The sequence below is a fragment of the Micromonospora sp. WMMD1128 genome (assembly GCF_027497235.1).
In the GTDB taxonomy this organism is placed as follows: domain Bacteria; phylum Actinomycetota; class Actinomycetes; order Mycobacteriales; family Micromonosporaceae; genus Micromonospora.
In genome coordinates, this window is sequence record NZ_CP114902.1 from 4,258,149 (window position 1) to 4,279,936 (window position 21,788).

A 21,788-nucleotide genomic window follows, 5' to 3' on the forward strand; every position below is an offset into this window, starting at 1 on the left:
ATTTGGTTCACCTCGAGGAACACCCCCTGTCCGCCCCCGTCCCCGGGAAGGCCCCTCGATGCCCAGACCCCACCTCCGGCGTCGCCTCGCCGCCGGTGCGCTCGCGCTGGCCACCGCCGCCGCCACGCTCACCCTCGCCCCGTCCGCCGCCGAGGCGGCCGTGCTGCCCAACGGCTTCAAGAGCGTCGGCTACATGCCGTCCTGGAGCGGCAGCGTCAACAGCATCCAGTACGGCAAGCTCACCCACGTCAACTACGCCTTCGCGCTACCCAACGGCGACGGCAGCCTGCGCGCGGTGGAGAACCCGAGCAAGCTCTCCTCGCTGGTGTCGCTCGGCCACGCCAACAACGTCAAGGTGTCCATCGCCATCGGCGGCTGGAACGACGGCGACGACTCCGCGTTCGAGGCGCTCGCCGCCAACTCCGGCGCCCGCGGCGCGTTCGTCACCAACGTGGTCAACTTCGTCAACCAGTACAACCTCGACGGCGTCGACATCGACTGGGAATACCCCGACCCGGGCGCCTCGGCGAACAACTACACGCTGCTGATGCAGCAGCTCGGCAGCGCCCTGCACAGCCGCGGCAAGCTGCTCACCGCCGCCGTGGTCGCCGAGGGCTACTACGTCAACGGGGTGCCCACGGCGGTCTTCGGCGCCGTCGACTGGCTGAACATCATGGCGTACGACGGCGGCAGCCCGCACGCCAACTACGACTGGGCGATCGCCAGCGTCAACGGATGGAAGGCGCGTGGCCTGCCCGCCGCCAAGGCGGTGCTCGGCGTGCCCTTCTACAGCCGGCCCGGCTACTACACGTACGCCGCGCTCGTCGGCATGGACCCGGCGAACGCCAACCGGGACTGCACCACCGCCGGCGGCGTCCAGCAGTGCTACAACGGCCTGCCCACCGTCAAGCGCAAGACGCAGTGGGCCAGGGCGAACGCCGGCGGCATGATGAACTGGGAGCTGTCCCAGGACACCACCGGCGCGACGTCGTTGGTCACCGCGATCTACGACGCGGCCACCGGTGGCGGCACCACCCCGCCGCCGTCCGGGCGCACCGGGCCGGTCACCGGCATCGGCGGCAAGTGCGTCGACGTCGCCGCCGCCAGCAGCGCCAACGGCACCGCGGTCCAGCTCTACACCTGCAACGGCACCGCCGCGCAGAGCTGGACCGTCGGCGGCGACGGCACCCTGCGGGCGCTGGGCAAGTGCCTCGACGTGACGAGCGCCGGCACCGCGAACGGCACCAAGATCCAGATCTGGGACTGCAACGGCACCGGCGCCCAGGTCTGGCAGGCCCAGAGCAACGGCACCCTGCGCAACCCGGTGTCGAACCGGTGCCTGGACGCCACCGACAACAGCTCCGCCGACGGCACCCGGCTCCAGATCTGGGACTGCTTCGGCGGCGCCAACCAGGTCTGGCGACTGCCCGCCTGACACCGCCCGCGACACCGGCCCGACGGGGCGGCCACGAGGCCGTCCCGCCGGGCCGCCGGTGTCAGCGGCCCCGGGTGGCCCGGCAGATCTGCACCGGGTGGGCCGGCGCGCCGTCGACCGGCGCCGGGTCCTCCGGCGTGGCCGCGATGCCGCCGGCCGCGATCCGGTCCAGGGTGGCCAGCCCGGCGGCGTCGACCCGGCCGAAGACGGTGTAGTTCGGCCGCAACGCCGAGTCGGCCTGGACCAGGAAGAACTGGCTGCCGTTGGTGTCCGGCCCGGCGTTCGCCATGGCAAGCGTGCCGCGGGCGTAGAGGCGGCGTACCCCGGTCGGGTCGGTCGGCGCGGGCGGCAGGTCGGTGGGAAGCTCGTCGCGGTACCGGTAGCCCGGGCCGCCCTCGCCGGTGCCGGACGGGTCGCCGCACTGGAGCACCGTCAACGTCGGGTACGCGGTGAGCCGGTGGCACGGCGTCCGGTCGTAGAACCGGTGCCGGGTCAGATGCAGGAAGCTCTGCACGGTGCAGGGCGCCTGCTCGCGATCGAGGACCAGCCCGATCGGCCCCTGGTTGGTGCGCAGCGTGACCCGTACCGTCCCCCGGGCCGGCGTGCGACGCGGGTCCGGCGGCAGCGGCACCGGCCGGGCCGCCGGCTCGTCCGGCGTCGGCGTGTACGCGCACGGCCCCTTGGTGGGCGTCGGCTCGGCGGCCGGCGCGGCGCTCGCGGCGACACCGGCGGTGGCGACCAGCGCGGCGGCGGTCACCGTCACCCCGGCGAGGCGGGCCAGCAGCGATAAGGCGGCGTGCGGTCGGGTTTCGCTCGACACGTGGGTCCTCCCTGGACTCGTGGCACCAGAACGACCGGAGTCTATGGATCCGGTGCTCCGATGTCGACGAAAGTGGGTTGCCGGGGCGCGGCGACGTCCGAGAAGGGTCGGCGCACCCCACCCCTGAGGCCGTGATCAAGGAGATCCGCGAGCCGGGTGGGGCACGAGCGGCGGTGGGAGGGGGTCGGATACGGTGGGCCCGGCCGGGAGGGGGTCGGATGCGACTGCACGTCGGGTGTGCCATGTGGACACATCGGGCCTGGCCGGGTCGACTCCTGCCGACGCACGAGCGACTTCGGGCGTACGCCGGCTGGTGCGACGCGGTCGAAGGGAACACCACCTTCTACGCGACGCCGTCCCGGGAGACGGTGGCGTCCTGGGCCGAGCAGACCGACCCGGACTTCGTTTTCCTGCCGAAGCTGCCGAAGGCTGTCACCCACGAACGCCGGCTCACCGGCGGTGAGGCCGAACTGCGGGCGTTCCTGGACGCGATGGAGCCGCTCGGGCCGCGGGCACACCTGCTCTGGGTGCAACTGCCCGGCTCGTTCGGCCCCACCGACGTGCCCGACCTGGACCGGTTCCTGCGTGCCCTGCCCGCCACCCACCGGTACGCGGTCGAGGTCCGCCACCCCGCCTTCTTCACCGAGGACGCCGCCGCCCGCGCGCTGGCGGCCACACTGCGCCGGGCGGACGCGGAGTGGATCCCGTTCGACACCACCGCGTTCTTCCGCACGCCGCCGACGAGCGACGCGGAGCGGGAGGCGTGGACGCGCAAGCCACGCCTGCCGTCGCGTACCGAGGCGCTCACCGACCGGCCGGTGGTGCGCTACCTGGGCCGGGACGACCCGGCCGCCACGGTGGCGGGCTGGCAGCCGTGGCTGGACGTGGTCACCGGCTGGCTGCGCGAGGGTCGCTCGCCGACCGTGTTCGTGCACACGCCCGACAACACGGACGCCCCCGACCTGGCCCGCCGGTTCCACGACCAGGTCCGCGCCCGCCTGCCCGAGTTGACGCCGCTGCCCGAGCCGACGCCGGTCGGCCCGGCCACGCTGTTCTGACTGCCCCGCGCCTTTGGGTGCGGTTGTCGTCGCCCCGGCGACCACAGGAGCACCCAAAGCCCGCGGTCAGGCCAACGGCCCGCGCCGGCTCAGGCGGAAGCGAACGGCAGCAGCACCATGAACCGGGTGTCGCCGGGCTCGGACTGCACCCGGATGTCGCCGTGGTGCTTGTTGACCACGATCCGGTACGAGATGTCCAGCCCGAGACCGGTGCCCTCGCCGACCGCCTTGGTGGTGAAGAACGGCTCGAAGATGCGCGGCCGGACCTCCGGCGGGATGCCCGGGCCGGTGTCGCGGATCTCGACGGTCAGCCGGTCGTCGGTGCGCCCGGTCCGCACCGTCAGCGTGCCGTCGCCGGCCATCGCGGCGAGCGCGTTGTCGATGAGGTTGGTCCAGACCTGGTTGAGTTCGGCCGCGTACGCCGCGATGGTGGGCAGGTTCCGGTCGTACTCCTTGACCACCCGCACGCCGGCCGGGATCTTCGCCTGGAGCATGACGAGCGTGGCGTCGAGCAGGTCGTGCACGTCCACCGTCTGGTAGGGCGCGCGGTCGAGTTGGGAATACTGTTTCGCGGCGCCGACCAGCCCGGAGACCCGGGTGACCGCGTCGTCGATCTCGCCCATCAGCAGCTCGGTGTCGATCGTGTAGGTGATCCAGTGCACGGCCGACTCCAGGTCGTCGCCGCCGACCGCGGCGTCGACCTGGGCGAGCCAGCCGGTGTCGAGGCCGCCGGCCACGAGCGTCGGCGCCAGCTCCCACGCCCCGCGTACGCCATGGTCGTCGAGCCAGTCGGCCAGCTCGTCCTCGGCGTCGCTCGCGGCCAGCGGCGACAGCGCGGGCGCGGCGGCGGCCCGCTTCACCGCCTCCTCCTGCAACGAGACGAGGTCGTGCAGGCGCCGCCCGTCGAGCCGGCCGTCGGCGATCATGGCGAGCTTGTGCCGCATCTTCGCCACCCGGCCGCGCAGCGCCGCGGTGGCCCGGACGGCCGCCGCCGCCGGGTTGTTCAGCTCGTGGGTGAGCCCGGCCGAGAGAGCGCCCAGGGCCAGCAGCCGTTCCCGCTCCCCCACGATGGTCTGCGAGTTGCGCATCCCGACGAACAGCCCCTCCAACAGGTGGGTGGCCATCGGGAACCAGCCGCGCATGGCCTCCGCGATGATCTCGGCGGGCAGGGCGAACACGGCGACGTCGGTCACCGCGCGCAGGCTGTTGCGGTAGCGCTGCTCGGCCGGGTCGCCGACGTACGCCTGCATGGCGCCGCCGTAGACACCACGGTGGCTGGTGCGGCTCACCTCCACCTCGTCGCCCTGCACCCGCTGGTGCATCGCCACGGTGCCGTCGAGCAGGACGTAGAAGCAGCTCGCCGGCTCGCCTTCGACGTAGACGGCCTCGCCGGCGCGGCGCCGCTCCACCCGGCCGTGCTCGGCCAGATGGGCGAGCTGCTCCGGGGTGAGCGACTCGAACAGGAAGAGCTGCCGCAGCTCGTCCGGGGCGAGCCGGTCGGTGGTCATACTGCCTCCCTCGTCCGCGGTGAGCCGGTCGTCGCTCACTGCGCCTCCAGGTATCGGTGCACGAGCGAGACCGCCATCGCGCCCTCACCCACGGCCGAGGCGACGCGCTTCACCGAGTCGGCCCGCACGTCACCGGCGGCGAACACGCCCGGCATGCTGGATTCCAGGTGGTACGGGTCGCGCGGCAGCGACCAGCCGGCCGGCCGCTGGCCGCTTCGGGTCAGGTCCGGCCCGGTCAGCACGAAGCCCCGGCCGTCCCGGACCACCGCGCCGTCGAGCCAGTCGGTGTGCGGCTCCGCGCCGATGAACACGAACAGCCACGACGTGTCCACCTCCCGGGTCTCGCCGGTGCGCATGTCGCGCAGCGTCACCCGCTCCAGGTGCTCCTGGCCGGCGCCGCCGACCACCTCGGTGCACGGGTGGACCTCGATGGTGTCGATCCGGGCGATCTGGTCGATCAGATAGCTGGACATCGAGCGGGTCAGGTCGTCACCGCGGATGAGCAGGTGCACCCGGCGGGCGTACCGGGAGAAGTGGACGGCGGCCTGACCTGCCGAGTTGGCCCCGCCGACGATGTAGACGTCCGCCCCGGAGCAGCTCGGCGCCTCGCTCGCCACCGAGCCGTAGAAGCAGCCACGACCGGTCAGCTCGGCCAGCCCCGGCGCCGGCAGCATCCGGTAGGAGACGCCGGTGGCGAGCACCACGGTGTGCGCGGCGACGCTGCTGCCGTCGCTGAACCGCAGCACCCGCGCCCCGCCGGCGTTCTCCAGCGACACCACCTCCCGGGCGCTGAGCAGTTCCGCGCCGAAGCGCAACGCCTGCCGGCGGGCCCGGTCGGTGAGCTGCGCGCCGGACACGCCGTCTGGGAAACCGAGGTAGTTCTCGATCCGGCTGCTCTGCCCGGCCTGCCCGCCGGTGGCCCGCCGCTCGATCAGCACCGTCCGCAGCCCCTCGGAGGCGCCGTAGACGGCCGCCCCGAGGCCGGCCGGCCCGGCGCCGACCACCACCAGGTCGTAGAAGTCGGCAGCCGGCGTGGTGGCCAGCCCGACCTGCGCGGCCAGGTCGGCCGCCGTCGGCTGCACCAGCGACTTGCCGTCCGCGGTCACCACCAGGGGTACGTCGTTCGCGGTCACGCCCGCGGCGGTGAGCAACTCGGCGCCCTCCGGCTCGTCGGCGAGCACCCAGCGGAACGGCACCAGGTTGCGGGCCAGGAAGTCGCGGGCCGTGAACGACGGCGCGGACCAGCGGTGCCCGACCACCCGCAGCTCCGGCGCGGCCGTGGTCCCGCCGGCGGTCCACGCCTCCAGGAGTTGGTCCAGCACCGGATAGAGCTTCTCCTCCGGCGGGTGCCACGGCTTGAGCAGGTAGTGGTCGAGGTCGACCACGTTGATCGCGTTGATCGCGGCGTCGGTGTCGGCGTACGCGGTGAGCAGGACCCGGCGGGCGGCGGGGAACAGGTCCATCGCCACTTCGAGGAACTCGATGCCGTTCATCTGCGGCATCCGGTAGTCGGCGATCAGCACCGCCACCTGCTCGCCGCGCAGCTTCAACTCGCGCAGCGCCTCCAGGGCCGCCTCGGCGGAGTCGGCCCGCACCACCCGGTAGCGGTCGCCGTAGCGGCGCCGGATGTCGCGGGCGACCGCCCGGGAGACGGCCGGGTCGTCGTCGACGGTGAGGATCGCGGGGTTGGGCATGGCGTCCAGTGAAGCACCCCTGGCTGCCCATCCGCACCACCGGCGGCCACGGGCCCTTCCGTCGACGGGATTTCTGCGCTGAGATGGCGGAGCAGGACATGACCGGGAAGGGGTCCACCATGAGCCAGGCCGAGCAGGTCGGTGACGAATGGAACGTCGCCGAGGACGACGGCGTGCTTGATGCCTCGGACACCCTCGACGACCGGGGCGGTGACCCGCTGGACACCGGCATCGCCGCCGCCGACCGCTGGACGGCGGCGAACCGGTTCGGCACCACGCCCGCCGAGGAGCGGGCCGGCGACTCGCTCGCGCATCTGCTCGCCCAGGAGGAACCGGACGTCGACCCGTACGCCGAGCCGGCCGACGACGAGGACGAACTGAGCCGCCGGGGCTACGAGCGGGAGGCGCGGACGGGTCGCCTGGTCGCCGACGACCAGGGTTTCGGCGAGGACGAGCAGGCCGACTCGGTGGCCTGGGACGTCGGCATCGACGGCGGCGCGGCCAGCGCCGAGGAGGCCGCGGTGCACGTCGTCGACGATCCGTTCGGCCCGGGCGACGGCCCGCTGCGTTGACCGCCGGCCCGCGGGGGCGTCACCGCCGTCCCGGGCCGGGCCGCCGACCCCGGGTCGAGACGAACTGGTACGACATCGCCGCGAACGCCGGATCGCGCAGCAGCCGGCGGAAGGCGTCCAACTGGCCGGCGGACAGCCCGGCGTCGAGCAGCTCCGGTTCGAGCTGCCGGGAGTTCGTGCCGTAGAGCGAGATGCCGAGCGAGCCACCGGGCCAGCTCCGTGCGTGGCTGACGCTGTCCACCTCGACCAGGCCCGCCGACGCCAGCTCGGCGTGCACGTCCTGCGCCCAGGCCAGGTCCGCGCCGTGGCTCTGGAGGATGCCGAGCATCGCGTCCGTCACCTGGGCGAAGAGCTTCGCCGCGTCGTCGCTGGGCGCGGTCAGCACCCGCAGCGGCGCGGTGCAGTCGAACTCCTCGACCACCAGCCAGCCGCCCGGGGCGAGCGCGCCGGCCAGGGTACGCAGGACCCGGCGCCGTTCCGGCAGGTGCAGCAGCACCAGCCGGGCGTGGACCAGGTCGAAGTCGTCCCCGGGCGGCGGCTCGTGACGCACGTCGTGCCGCCGTACGTCGAGGTTGCCCGCCGGGCGCAGGTGCGTCAGGTCGAGGTCGGTGGCCAGCACCCGACCGGCCGGGCCGACCGCGGCGGCCATGGCCCGGGCGACCGAGCCACCGCCGGCGCCGACCTCCCAGCACCGGCCGCCCGGGGCGAGCAGCGGCGCGGCGATCCGGCCGGTGGTGATCGGATCGAGGAACGATTCGAGCGCGTGCAGTTGGGGCACCGCATCGGCGGCGCCGGTGTCGAAGGCGTAGTCGGTCTCGGAGGCGTGGTCGGACTCGGGGGCGTGGTCGGTCTCGGGGGTGTCGGTCGGCATCGCTCCTCATTCCGGTCGCGGTCGGTCGGTTCGCGCGCCCGGAGCTGCCGCCAACCCGGGCCGGGGCCGGGGAGCCGGTGGCTCCGCGACCGCGGCGACGCTCAGCAGCGCCGCCACCGCGCCCGGGTCGGCCCGGGACTCGTCGGCCGGCCGGTCGTAGACCACCCGGCCGTACTCCAGCACGGCGATCCGGTCGGCGACCTCGATCGCGTACCGGATCTGCTGCTCGACCAGGAGCACGGTCATGCCGGCCCGCGCCAGCGAGCCGACCAGGTCGCGGACCCGGACGGCCAGGTCGGGCGCGAGCCCCTCGCACGGCTCGTCGAGCAGCAGCACGCGGGGCTGGCCGAGCAGGGCGCGGGCGATCGCCAGCATCTGCTGCTCGCCGCCGGAGAGTTGGTCGCCGCGGTGCCGCAGCCGTGCCGAGAGCCGGGGCAGCAGCTCCAGCACCCGGGCGACGGTCCAGCCCTCCCCGCCCGGGGTGGCCGCCCGCCACGGCGCGGCGGCCAGGACGAGATGCTCGGCCACCGTCAGCCGGGAGAACACCCGCCGGCCCTGCGGCACCAGCCCCACCCCGGCGCGGGCGATCCGGTGCGGTTGCCGGCCGGCGACCGGCACGCCGCCGATCTCGATCCGCCCAGCCTGCGGCCGGACCAGGCCGGCCACACAGTGCACGAGCGTGCTCTTGCCGGCGCCGTTGCGACCCACCACCGCCTGCACGGCGCCGGGCCGCACGTCGAGATCCACCTCGTGCAGCACCGTGCCACCGGCGTAGCCGGCGCAGAGCGCTTCGATCCGCAGCATCACGTCACCCCTTCCGCGTACGCCTGACGGACCGGGCCGGACGCGCGGATCTCGGCGGGCGACCCGGTGGCGAGCGTCCGCCCGTCGCGCAGCACGGTCACCGTGTCGCAGAGCGCGTAGACCAGGTCCAGCCGGTGTTCGACAAGCAGGACCGCGACCGCGCGGGGCAGCTGGCGCAGGAACTCCAGCAACCGGCCGACCTCCACCGTGGACAGCCCGGCGGCCGGCTCGTCGAGCAGCAGCAGCCGCGGCCGGCCGGCGAGCGCCACGGCGATCTCCAGTTGCCGGCGCTGCCCGTGGGCGAGCTGCCCGGCGGGCGTCGCGGCGAGGTCGCCGAGCCCCACCCGGTCCAGCAGAACGTCCGCGGTGCGCCCGGCCGCCCGCCGCCGGGCCGCCGGATGCCACCGACCGGGCCGCTCGGCCCGGGGCAGCGCGGCGACGAGCGCGTTCTCCCGGGCGGTCAACGAACTCCAGACGGCGGGACGCTGGTGGATCCGGCCGACGCCGCGCCGGGCCCGGGCGGACGGACCGAGCCCGGTGACGTCCCGCCCGGCCAGCCGGAGCCGGCCGGCGGTCGGCCGGGTGGCGCCGGCCACCACGTCGAGCAGCGTGGTCTTGCCCGCGCCGTTCGGCCCGATGAGCGCGTGCCGCTGGCCGGGCGGGATCCGCAGGTCGACCGCGTCCAACGCGACCAGCGACCCGTAGCGCACGGTGACCGCCTCGGCGGTGAGCAGGGGCGTCACGCGCGTACCCCGGTCGTGACGGCGCGTCTTTCCGCGTCGGCGGGGTGCGCGTCCGGGGTGGCCGGCCGATCGCGCCGGGCCGCCGGCCGGGCGGACCGGACGGTGGGCAGCAGGTGCGCGGCCACGACGAAGGCCAGCCCGAGCAGCAGCGGCCCCTGCCCGGGCAGCGCGCCGAACAGCCAGTCCCGGGCGGCGACGACGAGCACCGCGCCGACGAGCGCGCCGCCGATCGAGGCGGTGCCGCCGATGACCACACCGAGCAGCAGCAGCGCGGAGGTGTCGAAGCCGAAGTCGGCCGGCGAGACGTACTGCTGGGCGGTGACCAGCAGCGAGCCGGCCGCGCCGGCGACCGCACCGGCGGCGACGTGGACGCCCGCCACGTGCGCCGGCACTCGGTGCCCGCTGGCCCGCAGCCGCGCCTCGTCGTCGCGGCCGGCGCGCAGCAGCAACCCGACGCGGGTCCGTAGCACCAGCAGCACCAGGCCGGCGAGCGCCGCGACGGCCACGAGCGTGTAGAGGTAGCGGGCCCGGTCGGTGGCCAGCACCGGCAGCCCCCACCACGGGCGCGTCGGGGCGATGCCGGCCAGCCCGTCGGTGCCGCCGGTCACCGAGGTCCACCGCCCGGCGACGACCACCGCCAGCTCACCGATCGCCAGCGTGATCATCAGGAGCACCACCCCACGGGCCGGGAGCACGAGCGGCAACGCGAGCGCGGCCAGCGCCGCGCCCGCCGCCGCCGCGACGAGCAGGTGCACCGGCCCGACGTCGGAGAGCTGACCGCCGGCCACCGCACCGGCGTACGCGCCGGCCGCGTACGGCGCGGTCTGCCCGAGCGTGGGCAGCCCGGCGACGCCGGTCAGCAGCGCGACGCTCACCGCGACCAGGCCCAACGCCAGCGTGCGGGCCAACAGCGCCACGGTGTAGTCGTCCACCGCCCAGGGAGCGGCGACCAGCCCGGCGAGCACCGCCACGGCGACGGCCACCCGCAGCGTCCGTACCGCCCGCTCCCCCACGGCGGCCAGCCGCAGCGCCCGCTCCCTCATGTCGCCCTCCGCGCGGGGGCCAGGCCGCGGGCCCGGACCGCGAGGACGACCGCCATGGCGGCGAAGAGCAGGAACGGGGCGGCGGACGGGACGAGCGCCACGCCGAGCGTCTGGATCTGGCCGACCGCCAGCGCCGCCAGCAGCGTGCCGGTCATCGAACCGAGGCCACCGAGGACCACCACGACCAGGGAGAGCAGCAGTACCGCGTCGGCGGTGCCGGGCCCCGGGCGGATGATCGGCGCGCCGAGCACACCGGCGGTCCCGGCCAACGCGCCGGCCGCGGCCAGCACGCCGACCCGGACCACCGCCGGGCTCACCCCGAGCGTGGCGACCATCTCGGCGTCGTCGACCGCCGCCCGCACCAGCATGCCGGCCCGGGTGCGGCGCACCACCAGGTGCAGCAGGCCGGCGAGCAACCCGGCCACCACGATGAAGACCAGCCGGTACGCCGCGTAGCGGTGACCCGCGAGCGCCACCGACCCGTCGAGCGCGGCGGGTACCCGTACCGGCGGGTCGTCCGGGCCGAACGCGGCCACGAGCAGGCTGCCGCCGGCCAGCGCGACGCCGAAGGTGAGCAGCGCCTGGGTGAGGTGCCCGGCCGTCACGACCCGGGTGAGCAGCACCGCGATGAGCGCGCCGGCGGCGGTGGCGGCGGCAACGCCGACCGCCAGCGCCAGCGCCAGGCTGGGCCACCCGCCGTCCAGCAGCGCGGCGGCGGTGTAGCCGCCGATCGCGAAGAGCGTGCCGTGGGCGAGGTTGAGAATGCCGGCCACGCCGAAGCAGAGCACCAGCCCGGCCGCGGCGACGAACACCAGCAGCCCGTAGGCGACCCCGTCCAGGGCCGGGACGACGTACGGGTCGATCGGCACGCCGGTCAGCCCCCCACGGTGGCGAGGTCGCCGACCACCGTGTTGGACAGCGCCCGCCCGTCCGGGCGGACCTGGCGCAGATACCACTTCTGCACCGGCGCGTGGGTGGTCGGCGAGAACTGCCAGGTGCCGCGCGGGCTGCTGATCTGCCCGAGCTGGCCGATGCTGGCGTTGATCTTCTCCGGGGTGGCGTCGTCGCCGGCCGCCGCGATCGCCCGGTCCAGCACCGCCGCCGCGTCGTAGGAGGCCATCGCGTAGGTCGTCGGGGAGCCGTCGTGCTCGGCCTTCCAGGCGGCCACGAACGACCGGTTCTCCGCGTTGTCGAGGTCGGGCGAGTAGTTCAACACCGAGTAGATGTCCCGCGCGGCGTCGCCCTGCGCGTCGAGCACCCCGCCCTCGGTCAGGAAGCCGGCGGCGTAGAGCGGTACGTCCCTGATCTCCGACTGGGCGTACTGCTTGACGAAGTCGATCGCCGCGCTGCCGGCGTAGAACGTGTAGACCGCGTCCGCCCCGGACGCCTTGATCCGGGCGAAGTACGGGGTGAAGTTGGTGGTCGCCGGGAACGGCGTGAACGTGGTCTTGCCGTCGGGGTTGGCGAGCTTGCCGCCGGCGGAGGCGAACGCCTCGGTGAAGCCGCGTAGCTCGTCCCAGCCGCCCTGATAGTCCGGGCCGATGGCGTAGACGCTGCCGCTGACGTCCTCGCGTACGTGCGCCGCGATCGCCTGGCCGGGCTCGTCGGACAGGTAGGAGGTGTGCCAGACCCGGGACACGTCCTTGAGCTCCGGCCGTCCGTTGGACCCGACGAACGGCACCTTCGTCTCGTTGAGCAGCGGATAGACCGCGGCCACCGAGCCGCCGCCGACGATGCCGGTCAGCGCCACCACCCGGTCCTGTTTGAGCAGCTTGGTGGCGGCGGGTACGGCGGTCGCCGCGCCGTTGCCCTCGTCCGCGACGACCAGCTCGACCCGCCGGCCGCCGAGCTTGCCGTCGTGGGCGGACAGGTAGAGCTGGAAGCCGTCGCGGATGTCCTTGCCGACCGACTGGTAGGTGCCGGAGAGCGACGCGAGCAGACCGATCTTGACGGGGCCGCCGGAGCCGGCGGACGGTCCGTCGTCGGCGCAGGCGGGCGCGGCGAGCAGGACGAGCGCGAGCAGCGCCGCGGTGCGGGCACGACTGCGCCCGGGCAGGGTCAGGGACATGGTGTCTCTCCTGTGTCAGGGGTGCGGATCCGGCGGGACGCCGGCGGTCAGCGGCTGCGGCTCAACGCCGCCCGGGCCGCGGGGGTGAGCGCGTCACCGATGCGGTTCGCCAGCTCGGTCATCTCGTAGGAGACCTTGCCGACGTCGCACCGCGGGTCGGCCAGCACGAGCAGTGAGGCGCCGTCGTTGAAGGCCATGGAGAACATGAAGCCGCCCTCCAACTGGGTCACGTTGGAGATCACCGCGCCGGCGTCGAAGAACGCCGCCGCGCCGCGCAGCAGGCTGACCAACCCGCTGCCGGTCGCCGCCAACTGGTCGGCCCGGTCGGGTGGGAGGCCGCGGGTGGCGGCCACCATCAGCCCGTCGCTGGAGATGGCGATCGCGTGGGTGACCTCGGTGGCGCGCTCGGCGAAGGCGTCCAGCAGCCAGCCGAGATCCTGGTGATCGGTCACGTGCACTCCCTTGTCGGGTCAGTGGGTGATCAGGTTGGGCCGGCGGCCGGCGACACCGCGGGCGTACGCGGCCATCGCGGTGGCCACCCGGGCCGGGTCGCGGTGCTCGTTGGTCGGGCGGGACGCCGGCACGCCGCCGGGCACCAGGTGCTCCTGCGGCTGCCGCCGGGGCAGTCCGGACGTGGTGGTGCCGGTGACCCGGGGCTCGTCGGCACGCGCCGCGGTGCGCCAGGCGTCGTCGGCGGGGCCGGACCAGGACGGGCCGTCGCCGTCCGGCCGGTCCGCCTGGAACCAGTGGTTGACCTGGTGGAAGATGACCAGTTCCTCGGTGGGCGCCTCGCCGGCGCCGGCCGGCACCGGCTGGAAGACCGGGGCGACCGGGAGCGCCCGGTCGGCGGCCGGACCGCCGGCCCACGGCTGCGGGGCGGGCCGTGGGCCGGCGGACACGACGGGGGCCCGCCCGGCCGGGGAGGCGACCGTGTTGCGGGCCGCCCGGCGGGACGGCCGTTCGGGGGTGAGCAGGAACTCCTCGGGGGGCAACGACCGGATCAACGCGGCCGGGAGCGCCACCTCGGCGATGGTGCCGCGACGCGGCCCGGACCGGAGCTGGACGGCGGCGCCCAGTCGCATGGCGAGCTGCCCCACCACGACCAGGCCCATCGCCCGGACGGTGGCCACGTCGATGGCGGGCGGCTGGGCGAGCAGGTCGTTGAGCTGTTGCCGCCGGTGCGGGGGCAAGCCGACGCCCTCGTCGCTGATCTGCACGATCACCCGGTCGCCGAGGCTCCGGCCGGTCACCCACGCCTCGGTCGCCGGCGGCGAGTAGCCGGTGGCGTTCTCCATCAGCTCGGCGAGCAGGTGCACCACCTCGTCGACCGACTCGGCGGCCACCGCCACGTCGCCGTCGACCAGACCGAGGCGGATGCGGGCGTAGTGCTCGATCTGGCTCTGCGCGGCCTGGAGCACCTGCGGCAGCGGCACGTCGTGGTGGCGGACCCGCCCGACGCCCACCCCGCCGAGGACGAGCAGACTGGCGTTGATCCGCCCCATCCGGGTGGCGAGATTGTCGAGCGCGTAGAGCCGGTGCAGCCGGTCCGGATCGGTCTCGTCCCGCTCGACCAGGTCCACCTGGGCCAGTACGGCGTCGACCAGGCGCTGCTCCCGCCGGCTCAGGTGGATGAAGATCTCCTGGGTGTTGGCCCGCATCACGGCCTGCTCCGCCGCGGTGCGCACGGCGGCCCGGTGCACCGCGTCGAACGCCTGCCCGACCTCGCCGATCTCGTCGTCGCCGGAGACCTCGATCGTGTCGAGGGCCTGCCTGCGGGCCAGTTCGTCCGGGTCCACCGAGGCGCTGTCCCGCTCCTGCAACCGGGCCACCACCTGGGGCAGCCGCTCGTACGCGACCGCGTTCGCCGCGTCCCGCAGTCGCCGCAGCCGGCGGGTGATCTGGCGGGCCACCGCCCAGGTGACGAGCGCGGTCAGCAGCAGGGCCAGCACGGCCGCCGCCGCCTCCACGACGGTGCGCCGACGTTGGTCGGCGTGGGCGGCGCGGATGTCGTCGAGCACCGCACCGTCGACCCGCAGGCGCAGCTCGGCCAGGCGTACCGCCCATTGCCCGGTGGCGGTGAGCCAGGTGTCCAGGTCCAGTTCGAGGCGGTCCCCGGCGGCCGTCCGGGCCACCTGGTCGAGGATCCGTTGCAGCCGCACGGCGCTCTCGCCGCTGCCGGCCTGCTCCCACCAGCCCTGCCAAGCCGGCCGGGCGAGGGACAGGAAAGCCAGCGACGCCTCGGTGAAGCCGGTCCGGGCGGCGGTGATGTCCTGCTGCAACGCGGGCGTGACCTGGCCGGCGGTGACCGCGCGCAGCACGGCCACCTGTTGCTGGCCGACCGTCTCGGCCACCTTGGACAGCGCGGCGGAGGCCCGGATGCCGTCCGCGATCCGCGGGTTGACCACGCCGAGGGTGACGCTCTCGCGCAGGCCGAGCAGGTCGGCGATGACGATCCGGTAGCTGAAGGTCATCGCCGAGACCGAGGCGCGCTCGGCGGTGCGTACCTGCGCGCGTAGCGGGGCGAGGCCGGCGAGCGCCGCGTCGATGCGCGGCAGGACGGCCCGTTCGGCGGTGTCGCCGGCGGGCACCCGGGCGCGCTGCCGGCGGTATCCGGCGACCGCGGTGTCGGTGGCGGCGGTGGCGGCGGCGTACGCGTCCTGCTGCTCCGGAGCGCCCCGGGTCAGCAGGTCGGCGGCGACGATCCGCTCGTGCTGGAGGCGGTGGGCCAGACCGCCCGCCTCGGCGCCGAGCTGGGCGAGCTGCCCGAGGTCGCTGGCGCGGGCGGTCTGCCGGGCGCTCTCGGTGAGCGCCAGTCCGGCGAAGCCCATCACGGCGACGAGCGGGGCGGCCACGATGAGGCGCATGCGGCCACCGATGCGCCACCGGCGGCGGCGGGTCGGGTAGGGTCGGGCCGCGTGGGACCTCGTGCTCGACGCCACTGCTGACTCCCCGCGCTGATCGGCAACGTTCCATCTGCATTTGCGGATTGCACGTTCATTGCGCCGGAAGCCATGCGTCGAGACCAGACCCGACCGTGGTACAAACAGGCCGTACCAGCATCTGTACCCAGAGTTGGCGACACCGGCGACGCCCCGGAGGCGTTGGGCGCCGGGCCGGTCAGCGCCGGCCGGCCGCCGACGGCGGCGGGCCCTCGGGTTCGGGCTGGGCGAGCACCTGGCCGATCAACTCCCGCAGCTCGTCGATCGCCGCGACCACGGCCTGCGGATCGCGCGGGTCGCGTCGTGCGGTCGGACGGCCGACCGGCTCCGGCTCGCCGGGCCGGGGGCCCCGTCGCCCGTCCGCCGCCAACTGCTCCGCCGCGACCAACGGCCACAACTCGGCCAGCCGGCCGCCGGTGGTGAGCACCTCGTCGCAGCGGACGGCGAACTCCTGGCTGCCGAACCGCCGGCCGGACTCCACCGCGGCGACCGTCTCCCGGCTGAACCGCACCCGCTCGGCCAGCGCCCGCTGGGTCAGGCCGCGCCGGGTCCGCCAGCGGCGCAGCTCGACACGGAACTGGTGGCTGGCGGCGGAGGGAGCGGGTGTGCGATCCATGTGCTCACCTCCGCGACGCCGGGCCGGCATCGGCAGCAGATCGAGGGTGGGTGATGAATGGGCGTTCGCAGGGAGCCATTCTTAACCCACCGGCACGTGGGTGTGAAGACGTGAACGCGCTGCGTGTCCGCTCCCGCCGATCGTCGACACCCGCATCGGGACGCGGTCAGGCCGCCGGGCGGGCGGCCGGACGCCGACCGGCCGGCACCGCCACGTCGACGGTCACCGGCAGCGCGCGGTGCGCGCGGAACGCCAGGTTCGGCCGGAAGACCCGGTCGTGCCCGGTCGCCGGGCGCAGATCCGGCAGGGCCGCGGCGAGACGGGTGAGCGCGGTGCCCGCCTCCAGTCGGGCCAGCGCCGCGCCGATGCAGAAGTGCGGACCGTGCCCGAAGGAGAGGTGGTCGTGCGCGTCCGTCCGGTCCGGATCGAACCGGTTCGGATGGTCGAACACCGCCGGATCCCGGTTGGCCGCGCCGATCAGCAGCAGGCAGCGCGCCCCGGCGGGAATGGTGACACCGCCGAGCGTGACCGGCCGGTTGGTCACCCGCAGCCAGCCGTCGATCGCGGGCGCGTACCGCAGCGTCTCGGTGAGGAACGCCGGTACCCGCTCCGGCCGGTCCGCGAGCGCCCGCCACCGGCCCGGTTCGGACAGTGCCCGGTCCACCGCGTGGGCGAGCAACCCGGCGGTGGTCTCGTGGCCGGCGACCAGCAGGTTGAACACGATGCTGGCGGCCTCGGCGGCGGTCAGGACCTCGTCGTCGCCGCCCCGGTACGCCAGCAGCTCGGTCACGTAGTCGTCACCACCGACGTCGAGGCGGCACCGGACGAGGTCCTGGCAGTAGCGCCAGAACTCCAGCAGCCCGCCGGCCAGCCGGACCTGCTCGGCCGGGTCCGGGCTCCCCCAGACCAGGGCGATCTGGCCGTCGGCCCAGGCCCGGATCCGCGGCACGTCGCACGCCGGTACGCCGAGGATGTCCAGCAGGACCAGCAGCGGCAGCTCGGCGGTGAACTCCGGCACGAGGTCGACCTCGGCCCCGACCCGGGTGGCCAGGCGTGCCACCAGCTCGTCCACCCGGCGACGGACGATCCGGCCGTAGCGCTGCTCGACCCGTTCCGCGGTGTTGGCGAAGGTCACCCGCAACGCCCGCCGGGTCCGCGGATGCACCGGCGGATCGGCGGCGGCGGTGGTGGGTGGCGCATCGATCTGAGCGACCAGCGCCAGCGCTTCCGGGCAGATGTCGTACACCGGGGCGAGGGTGAGCGCGTTGCCGAACGCGCGCACGTCGGCGAGCGCCCGCCGCACGTCGGCATGCCGGGTGACCAGCCACAACCCGAGTTGCTCGTCGTGGTGCACCCCGCCGTCGCGGTCCAGCAGCCGGGCCCAGACGCCGGCCGGATCGGTGAGATACGCTCCCGCGAACGGATTCAACCGCATGACCGCCTCCTGCACTACCGGCCGCTTTCCTTACCGTGCGCTACCGGTCGAACACGAGTCAAGATATGCCGGCATCAATCTGTTTCTGCCGCTTTCCCGCACCTTGCGCCATGCGCCTTGCCATCCGGATGACCGTGCTCAAGGGATTGCCGTCCGCCCGAGACGGCCGCGGGCCGGCCCGGCGCCGAGAGATTCGACGCCGGACCGGCCCGCGGAGCGACGACGGCTCAGTCGGTGACGGTCACCGAGACGGTACGGGGCGGCTGCTGGTATTGCCCGTAGTTGTCCATCCCGCGGATCGTCACCGTGTACGTGCCGGCCGGGACGACCGGGGACGTGTAGGCGAAGTTCGACCCCGGGGACCCCGGGCTGGTGAGGAACGTCGCGATCCACGTGCCCGCCCGGCCGAACGTGCCGGCCGCGTTCATGCCCTGCCCGGCGCTGTTGGTGATCTGGAGCTCCACCTTCTGCATGCCGACGTCGTCGACGGCCCGGCCGGTCACCACGATCCGACCGCCGGAGTAGACCTCACCCTCGACCGGCGTGATGCTCGGCTCCAGCGTCGGGTCGAGGTCACCGGGGTAGACCAGGTACCTCGCGGTGGCGCCGGAGGTGTTCCCGTCCTGCTGGCCGACCGTGTCCACGGCCCACGCCTCGACGCTGTAGGTGCCCTTCGTGGGCAGGTCGATCGAGAGCGTGAACGCGGTGCTCGTCGCGTCCGGATCGGCGAGCGTCGCGTCGACCGTGGCGAACGCGGCGGCCATCGTGCCGTTGGGCTGCACGTACCGGCCGGTGTCCAGGTCGCGCAACGCCACCCGGACCGCCCGCACGCCCTTGTCGTCGGTGGCCGTGCCGGACAGGTCGAGGTGCAGCTGGTCGATGTTCTGGTCGGTGCCGGTGAAGTTGAGCCGCCCGTTCGGGAAGGCGTCGCCGGGCGTCTGCGCGGTGACGGTGAGCCGGCCCAGGTTGGAGTTGGACGTGGTCAGGCCGAGATTGTCGGTCGCGCGTACCCGGAAGTCGTACACCCCGGGGGTGAGCGGCACGCTGGTGAAGGACCAGTCGAACGTCGCGGCGTTCAGGTTGGTCGGTGAGATCCGGTGGTACGCGGCGACCGAGTCGGCACCCCAGGTGCCGTCGGCGGCCAGCGCCTCACGGGTGGTGTTGTTGCGCAGGTAGATCTCGACCGACCGCAGGGCGTCCTCGTCGGCGGCGGTGCCGGCGAACGTGACGGTTGCGCCGGGCTCCACGGTCAGCGGCGCGGCGGCGGTCGGCGGGGTCATCGCCACCGGCGCGGTGATCGCCACCGTCGGCGGGACGCCGGTGGCCGAGACGGTCCAGTCCCGGGTGTCGCCGCGCAGGTCGCTCTGCCCGGCGGTGTCGACCGCGGTGGCGGTCATCTTCCACTGCCCCTCGATCGGCAGCGTCACCTCGTACTGCCAGGTGGCGGACTTCGCACCGATCACGTCCGGCTCACCGCGGAACGTGTTGTAGACCGCCGCGACGCTGCCGTCGTCCTGGAGGTAACGGTTGTCCGGGGTGCGGAACGAGTAGATCAGCGAGCTGACGCCCTGGTCGTCGGTGGCGGTGCCGCTGGCCACGAAGCTCTGCGTGGCGAGCAGTCCGCCGGCCGGGGCGCTGATCCGGGTCGACGGCGGCAGATCGTCGAAGCGGAACGCCTCGATCTTCTTGACCGCCTTGGTGGTGTCGCCGGCCCCGCCGACGGCGAACGTCTTGGCCTGGATCTGGTAGGTGCCGGCGGGTAGCGACACCGGCAGCGTCCACGTGGTGGACGTGGCGTTCGGCTCGGCGAGCGTCGCCTTGATGCCCTTGAACGCGCCCCAGGTGGTCAGGTCGTCCTGGAGGTACCGACCGCTGGTGCGGTCCATGATCTCGACCTGGACCTTCGACACGCCGGCCGGGGCCAGCGCCTGCCCGGCGAGGTCGAACGACTCGCCGGCCTGCTTCACCGCGCCCTCGATCGGGGTGGTGATCGTGGTGTCCAGCGGCGACGGCGCGGGCTCGGCGGACAGGTCGAAGAAGGCCACCCGGCCGGTCGTCTTGCCGCCCTTGACGTTGCCGTCGCCGCCGACGAGCAGGCCGCGCGACGTGGCGAGCATCGCCTTCTCCCCCTCGTACGAGTTGGAGCCGGGGTTCCACTCCAGCGCGGTGCCGGTGACCGGGTCCAGCGCGCCGAGGTGGTCGCGGCGGACCACCTGGTCGCCGAGGCCGTAACCGCTCAGGCCCTGGCCGGTGCCGTAGCCGACGTTGTCCAGGCCGGGCCAGGGCACGTTCGAGGTGGGCGACTCCTGCCAGCTGAAGTGGCCGCCGACGTAGACGGCGGTGTCGGTGATCGCGACCGAGTAGATGCTGTCGAAGTGCCGGGAGACCCAGAGCGGCTCGACGTGGTCGTTTCCGGTCAGGGAGTACGCGATGGCGGTGTCGTTGATCGGCGGGCGGTCACCGCCGGAGCCACTGGTGACGACGAAGTACGAGTCGTCCGGCGCGATGTCGCCGGCGAAGACGCGCTGGATTCCGCCGACGAAGGAGAGGTTGTCCTCCCACAGCCGGGTCCGCCACGGCAGCAACGACTTGCCGGCCGTGTCGATCAGCGCCACCCCGTAGCGGTCCTGGCCGGCGATCTGGCGGCCGGTGTGCACGACGAGCAGCTTGCTGCGGTCGTGGGTGAGCTTGAGCTGCTGCACGGTGAGCATGCCGCCGACGCCGATGCCGCCGGTGAGCGGCAGGTTGAACGCGGTGTCGACCGCGCCGGTGGTGGGGTTGACCGCGGCGAGGCCGCTGCGGGAGACCCCGTTGACGGTGGCGAACTGGCCGCCGACGTAGACCGCGGTGGGGCTCACCGCCAGCGCGGTCGCCCGCGCGTTCGCGGTCGCGGTGAACGCGGCGACCGGCGCGCCGGTGGACGGGTTGAGCCGGGCGATCTTGCGCTTGGTGACCCCGTTGATCGTGTTGAACGAGCCCGCGATGTAGAGCGACGACCCGTCCGGTGACGCCTCGACGGCCGCCACCGCGCCGTCGATGGTCGGCTTGAAGCCGGTGTCCACCTTGCCGGTGTCGAGGTTGTAGGACGCCAGCGACCGCTGCGCGATCGCCGTGCCGCCGACATTGGTGATCGAGGTGAAGGTGCCGGCGATGAAGACCCGGTTGCCGATCACCTCGATGTCGGTGATCTCGCCATTGTTGATCCGCGGCGTGTCGGCGCGGGGCGTGGTCGGCATCAGCCGGGTGTCCCCCGGCGTCACCTGTGCCCTGGTGGCGACCGTACGGGCGGCGCCGAGCGCGGCGCTGCCCCCCATCGCCCGGGCGCCGGTCCGCCCGGCGGCGCCGGCGTCGGTGACGGTCGTGGTGGCGGCGAGCGCCGGCACCCCCGCCACCACGACCGCGCCCACGGCGAGCACCGCGACGGCGCGACTCCAAACTCGCATCGAGTCAACTCTCCCTGTCCGCGCGGACGGCGCCCTCGGGTGGCTCCCGACTCCCTCCGTCCGCGTGCCGGAGGTCACCGTAGGGAGGCAAGGAGTTCTCGCGATACGCCGCCGCGCCGGTTATCGACCGCTCGGCATCAATTTCGGCCACACCGGCGGGTCCCGTCCACCGATCGGGTGGACCCCACCCACCACCTCGGCGAAATGGTGTCGACCCAGCCGGATCTGACGCCTGGGCGACTGCCTTCGCGGGAAATGTCGACAAAGAACGGGGAAGTGTGTCGAGGAACGGGGTGCGACGCGGCGGGCAGCACGCCGACGCAATTGTCGAATCAATGACGGGGACGGCGCGATCCGCCCCGGACGAACGCGTCGAGCGGTCGCCCCAGCGGGCCGCGCGAAGATCGATCGTGACGGTAATCGATCAAGTTCGCTCTGTCAACGACGCCACCACACAAGGCCGTGAGCAGGAAAACTCTCGTCCGGTCGACATCGCCGGGGCCGGGATGCCGCAATCGCATTTCTTGCCGACGCTCGGGAATTGGCCGAAAGTGTTGCCTCAGGCACCGAACGCATCAACCGCCGACACGATCCGGGGATCGGCGGCCGAAGATCGCCGGTGCCATGATGGGCGTGGTTCCCCATCGAGGAATCCGGATCTTTTCCATCACCCGGCCGATCCGGGCGCGGTTCTCCGTGCCCGGACGACGCCCACCAGGCGGCCGGACAGTGACGAAGG

17 protein-coding genes are annotated in these 21,788 nt (G+C 73.9%); 3 read left to right on the forward strand and 14 right to left on the reverse strand.

What is annotated here, in order from left to right; genetic code table 11:
• The first annotated feature begins 58 nt into the window (after positions 1-58).
• On the forward strand, positions 59-1,435 hold the full coding sequence (locus tag O7602_RS18955; RefSeq protein WP_281583975.1) for a glycosyl hydrolase family 18 protein: 1,377 nt from the start codon (positions 59-61) through the stop codon (positions 1,433-1,435).
• A 61-nt stretch (positions 1,436-1,496) separates the two neighbouring features.
• Here the strand turns inward: O7602_RS18955 and O7602_RS18960 are convergent, their stop codons facing one another.
• On the reverse strand, positions 1,497-2,255 hold the full coding sequence (locus O7602_RS18960) for a peptidylprolyl isomerase (RefSeq protein ID WP_281583976.1): 759 nt from the start codon (positions 2,253-2,255) through the stop codon (positions 1,497-1,499).
• 242 nt (positions 2,256-2,497) lie between these two features.
• Here O7602_RS18960 and O7602_RS18965 point away from each other — a divergent pair, with 242 nt between their 5' ends.
• On the forward strand, positions 2,498-3,313 hold the full coding sequence (locus tag O7602_RS18965) for a DUF72 domain-containing protein (protein ID WP_281590391.1): 816 nt from the start codon (positions 2,498-2,500) through the stop codon (positions 3,311-3,313).
• 89 nt (positions 3,314-3,402) lie between these two features.
• On the opposite strand, the gene O7602_RS18970 is transcribed toward O7602_RS18965, so the two are convergent.
• Positions 3,403-4,821, reverse strand: a complete 1,419-nt coding sequence (locus tag O7602_RS18970) for an ATP-binding protein (RefSeq protein ID WP_281583977.1) — start codon at positions 4,819-4,821, stop codon at positions 3,403-3,405.
• 35 nt (positions 4,822-4,856) lie between these two features.
• Positions 4,857-6,515: an FAD-dependent oxidoreductase gene (locus O7602_RS18975; protein WP_281583978.1), complete on the reverse strand. Its 1,659-nt coding sequence runs from the start codon at positions 6,513-6,515 to the stop codon at positions 4,857-4,859.
• A gap of 98 nt (positions 6,516-6,613) precedes the next feature.
• Here O7602_RS18975 and O7602_RS18980 point away from each other — a divergent pair, with 98 nt between their 5' ends.
• A complete protein-coding gene (locus tag O7602_RS18980; protein ID WP_281583979.1) occupies positions 6,614-7,087 on the forward strand; it encodes a DUF5709 domain-containing protein in 474 nt (157 codons plus the stop codon).
• Between the two features lie 19 nt (positions 7,088-7,106).
• Here O7602_RS18980 and O7602_RS18985 read toward each other — a convergent pair whose 3' ends face one another.
• The 11 genes from O7602_RS18985 to O7602_RS19035 all read right to left on the reverse strand — a co-directional run bounded on the left by O7602_RS18985 (position 7,107) and on the right by O7602_RS19035 (position 21,049).
• A complete protein-coding gene (locus O7602_RS18985) occupies positions 7,107-7,958 on the reverse strand; it encodes a methyltransferase domain-containing protein (RefSeq protein WP_281583980.1) in 852 nt (283 codons plus the stop codon).
• A gap of 6 nt (positions 7,959-7,964) precedes the next feature.
• Positions 7,965-8,762 carry an ABC transporter ATP-binding protein gene (locus O7602_RS18990; RefSeq protein ID WP_281583981.1) on the reverse strand — a complete coding sequence of 266 codons (798 nt, stop codon included), beginning with the start codon at positions 8,760-8,762 and terminating at the stop codon, positions 7,965-7,967.
• The gene (locus tag O7602_RS18995) at positions 8,762-9,505 is read right to left on the reverse strand and encodes an ABC transporter ATP-binding protein (protein WP_281583982.1); all 744 of its coding nucleotides are present in this window, start codon (positions 9,503-9,505) and stop codon (positions 8,762-8,764) included. Before O7602_RS18995 ends, O7602_RS18990 begins: the two co-directional genes overlap by 1 nt.
• Positions 9,502-10,548: a branched-chain amino acid ABC transporter permease gene (locus tag O7602_RS19000; RefSeq protein ID WP_281583983.1), complete on the reverse strand. Its 1,047-nt coding sequence runs from the start codon at positions 10,546-10,548 to the stop codon at positions 9,502-9,504. Before O7602_RS19000 ends, O7602_RS18995 begins: the two co-directional genes overlap by 4 nt.
• On the reverse strand, positions 10,545-11,417 hold the full coding sequence (locus O7602_RS19005; protein ID WP_281583984.1) for a branched-chain amino acid ABC transporter permease: 873 nt from the start codon (positions 11,415-11,417) through the stop codon (positions 10,545-10,547). Before O7602_RS19005 ends, O7602_RS19000 begins: the two co-directional genes overlap by 4 nt.
• Positions 11,418-11,422: 5 nt before the next feature.
• Positions 11,423-12,616 carry an ABC transporter substrate-binding protein gene (locus O7602_RS19010; protein ID WP_281583985.1) on the reverse strand — a complete coding sequence of 398 codons (1,194 nt, stop codon included), beginning with the start codon at positions 12,614-12,616 and terminating at the stop codon, positions 11,423-11,425.
• A gap of 47 nt (positions 12,617-12,663) precedes the next feature.
• Positions 12,664-13,068 carry a roadblock/LC7 domain-containing protein gene (locus O7602_RS19015; protein WP_181567524.1) on the reverse strand — a complete coding sequence of 135 codons (405 nt, stop codon included), beginning with the start codon at positions 13,066-13,068 and terminating at the stop codon, positions 12,664-12,666.
• A gap of 18 nt (positions 13,069-13,086) precedes the next feature.
• Positions 13,087-15,480 (reverse strand): nitrate- and nitrite sensing domain-containing protein, encoded by a 2,394-nt coding sequence (locus tag O7602_RS19020; RefSeq protein ID WP_281583986.1) that lies wholly within the window; start codon positions 15,478-15,480, stop codon positions 13,087-13,089.
• Positions 15,481-15,733: 253 nt separating this feature from the next.
• On the reverse strand, positions 15,734-16,171 hold the full coding sequence (locus tag O7602_RS19025) for a helix-turn-helix transcriptional regulator (protein WP_281583987.1): 438 nt from the start codon (positions 16,169-16,171) through the stop codon (positions 15,734-15,736).
• A gap of 166 nt (positions 16,172-16,337) precedes the next feature.
• Complete coding sequence (locus tag O7602_RS19030) at positions 16,338-17,606, reverse strand: cytochrome P450 (RefSeq protein ID WP_281583988.1); 1,269 nt, start codon at positions 17,604-17,606, stop codon at positions 16,338-16,340.
• A gap of 227 nt (positions 17,607-17,833) precedes the next feature.
• On the reverse strand, positions 17,834-21,049 hold the full coding sequence (locus O7602_RS19035; RefSeq protein ID WP_281583989.1) for an Ig-like domain-containing protein: 3,216 nt from the start codon (positions 21,047-21,049) through the stop codon (positions 17,834-17,836).
• Between the last annotated feature and the right edge of the window lie 739 nt (positions 21,050-21,788).

Coding starts and splice junctions, on each gene's coding strand:
- O7602_RS18955 (WP_281583975.1), top strand. CDS start 59: ATGCCCAGACCCCACCTCCGGCGTCGCCTCGCCGCCGGTGCGCTCGCG.
- O7602_RS18965 (WP_281590391.1), top strand. CDS start 2,498: ATGTGGACACATCGGGCCTGGCCGGGTCGACTCCTGCCGACGCACGAG.
- O7602_RS18970 (WP_281583977.1), bottom strand. CDS start 4,821: ATGACCACCGACCGGCTCGCCCCGGACGAGCTGCGGCAGCTCTTCCTG.
- O7602_RS18975 (WP_281583978.1), bottom strand. CDS start 6,515: ATGCCCAACCCCGCGATCCTCACCGTCGACGACGACCCGGCCGTCTCC.
- O7602_RS18980 (WP_281583979.1), top strand. CDS start 6,614: ATGACCGGGAAGGGGTCCACCATGAGCCAGGCCGAGCAGGTCGGTGAC.
- O7602_RS18985 (WP_281583980.1), bottom strand. CDS start 7,958: ATGCCGACCGACACCCCCGAGACCGACCACGCCCCCGAGTCCGACCAC.
- O7602_RS18990 (WP_281583981.1), bottom strand. CDS start 8,762: ATGCTGCGGATCGAAGCGCTCTGCGCCGGCTACGCCGGTGGCACGGTG.
- O7602_RS19000 (WP_281583983.1), bottom strand. CDS start 10,548: ATGAGGGAGCGGGCGCTGCGGCTGGCCGCCGTGGGGGAGCGGGCGGTA.
- O7602_RS19010 (WP_281583985.1), bottom strand. CDS start 12,616: ATGTCCCTGACCCTGCCCGGGCGCAGTCGTGCCCGCACCGCGGCGCTG.
- O7602_RS19020 (WP_281583986.1), bottom strand. CDS start 15,480: ATGCGCCTCATCGTGGCCGCCCCGCTCGTCGCCGTGATGGGCTTCGCC.
- O7602_RS19025 (WP_281583987.1), bottom strand. CDS start 16,171: ATGGATCGCACACCCGCTCCCTCCGCCGCCAGCCACCAGTTCCGTGTC.
- O7602_RS19030 (WP_281583988.1), bottom strand. CDS start 17,606: ATGCGGTTGAATCCGTTCGCGGGAGCGTATCTCACCGATCCGGCCGGC.
- O7602_RS19035 (WP_281583989.1), bottom strand. CDS start 21,049: ATGCGAGTTTGGAGTCGCGCCGTCGCGGTGCTCGCCGTGGGCGCGGTC.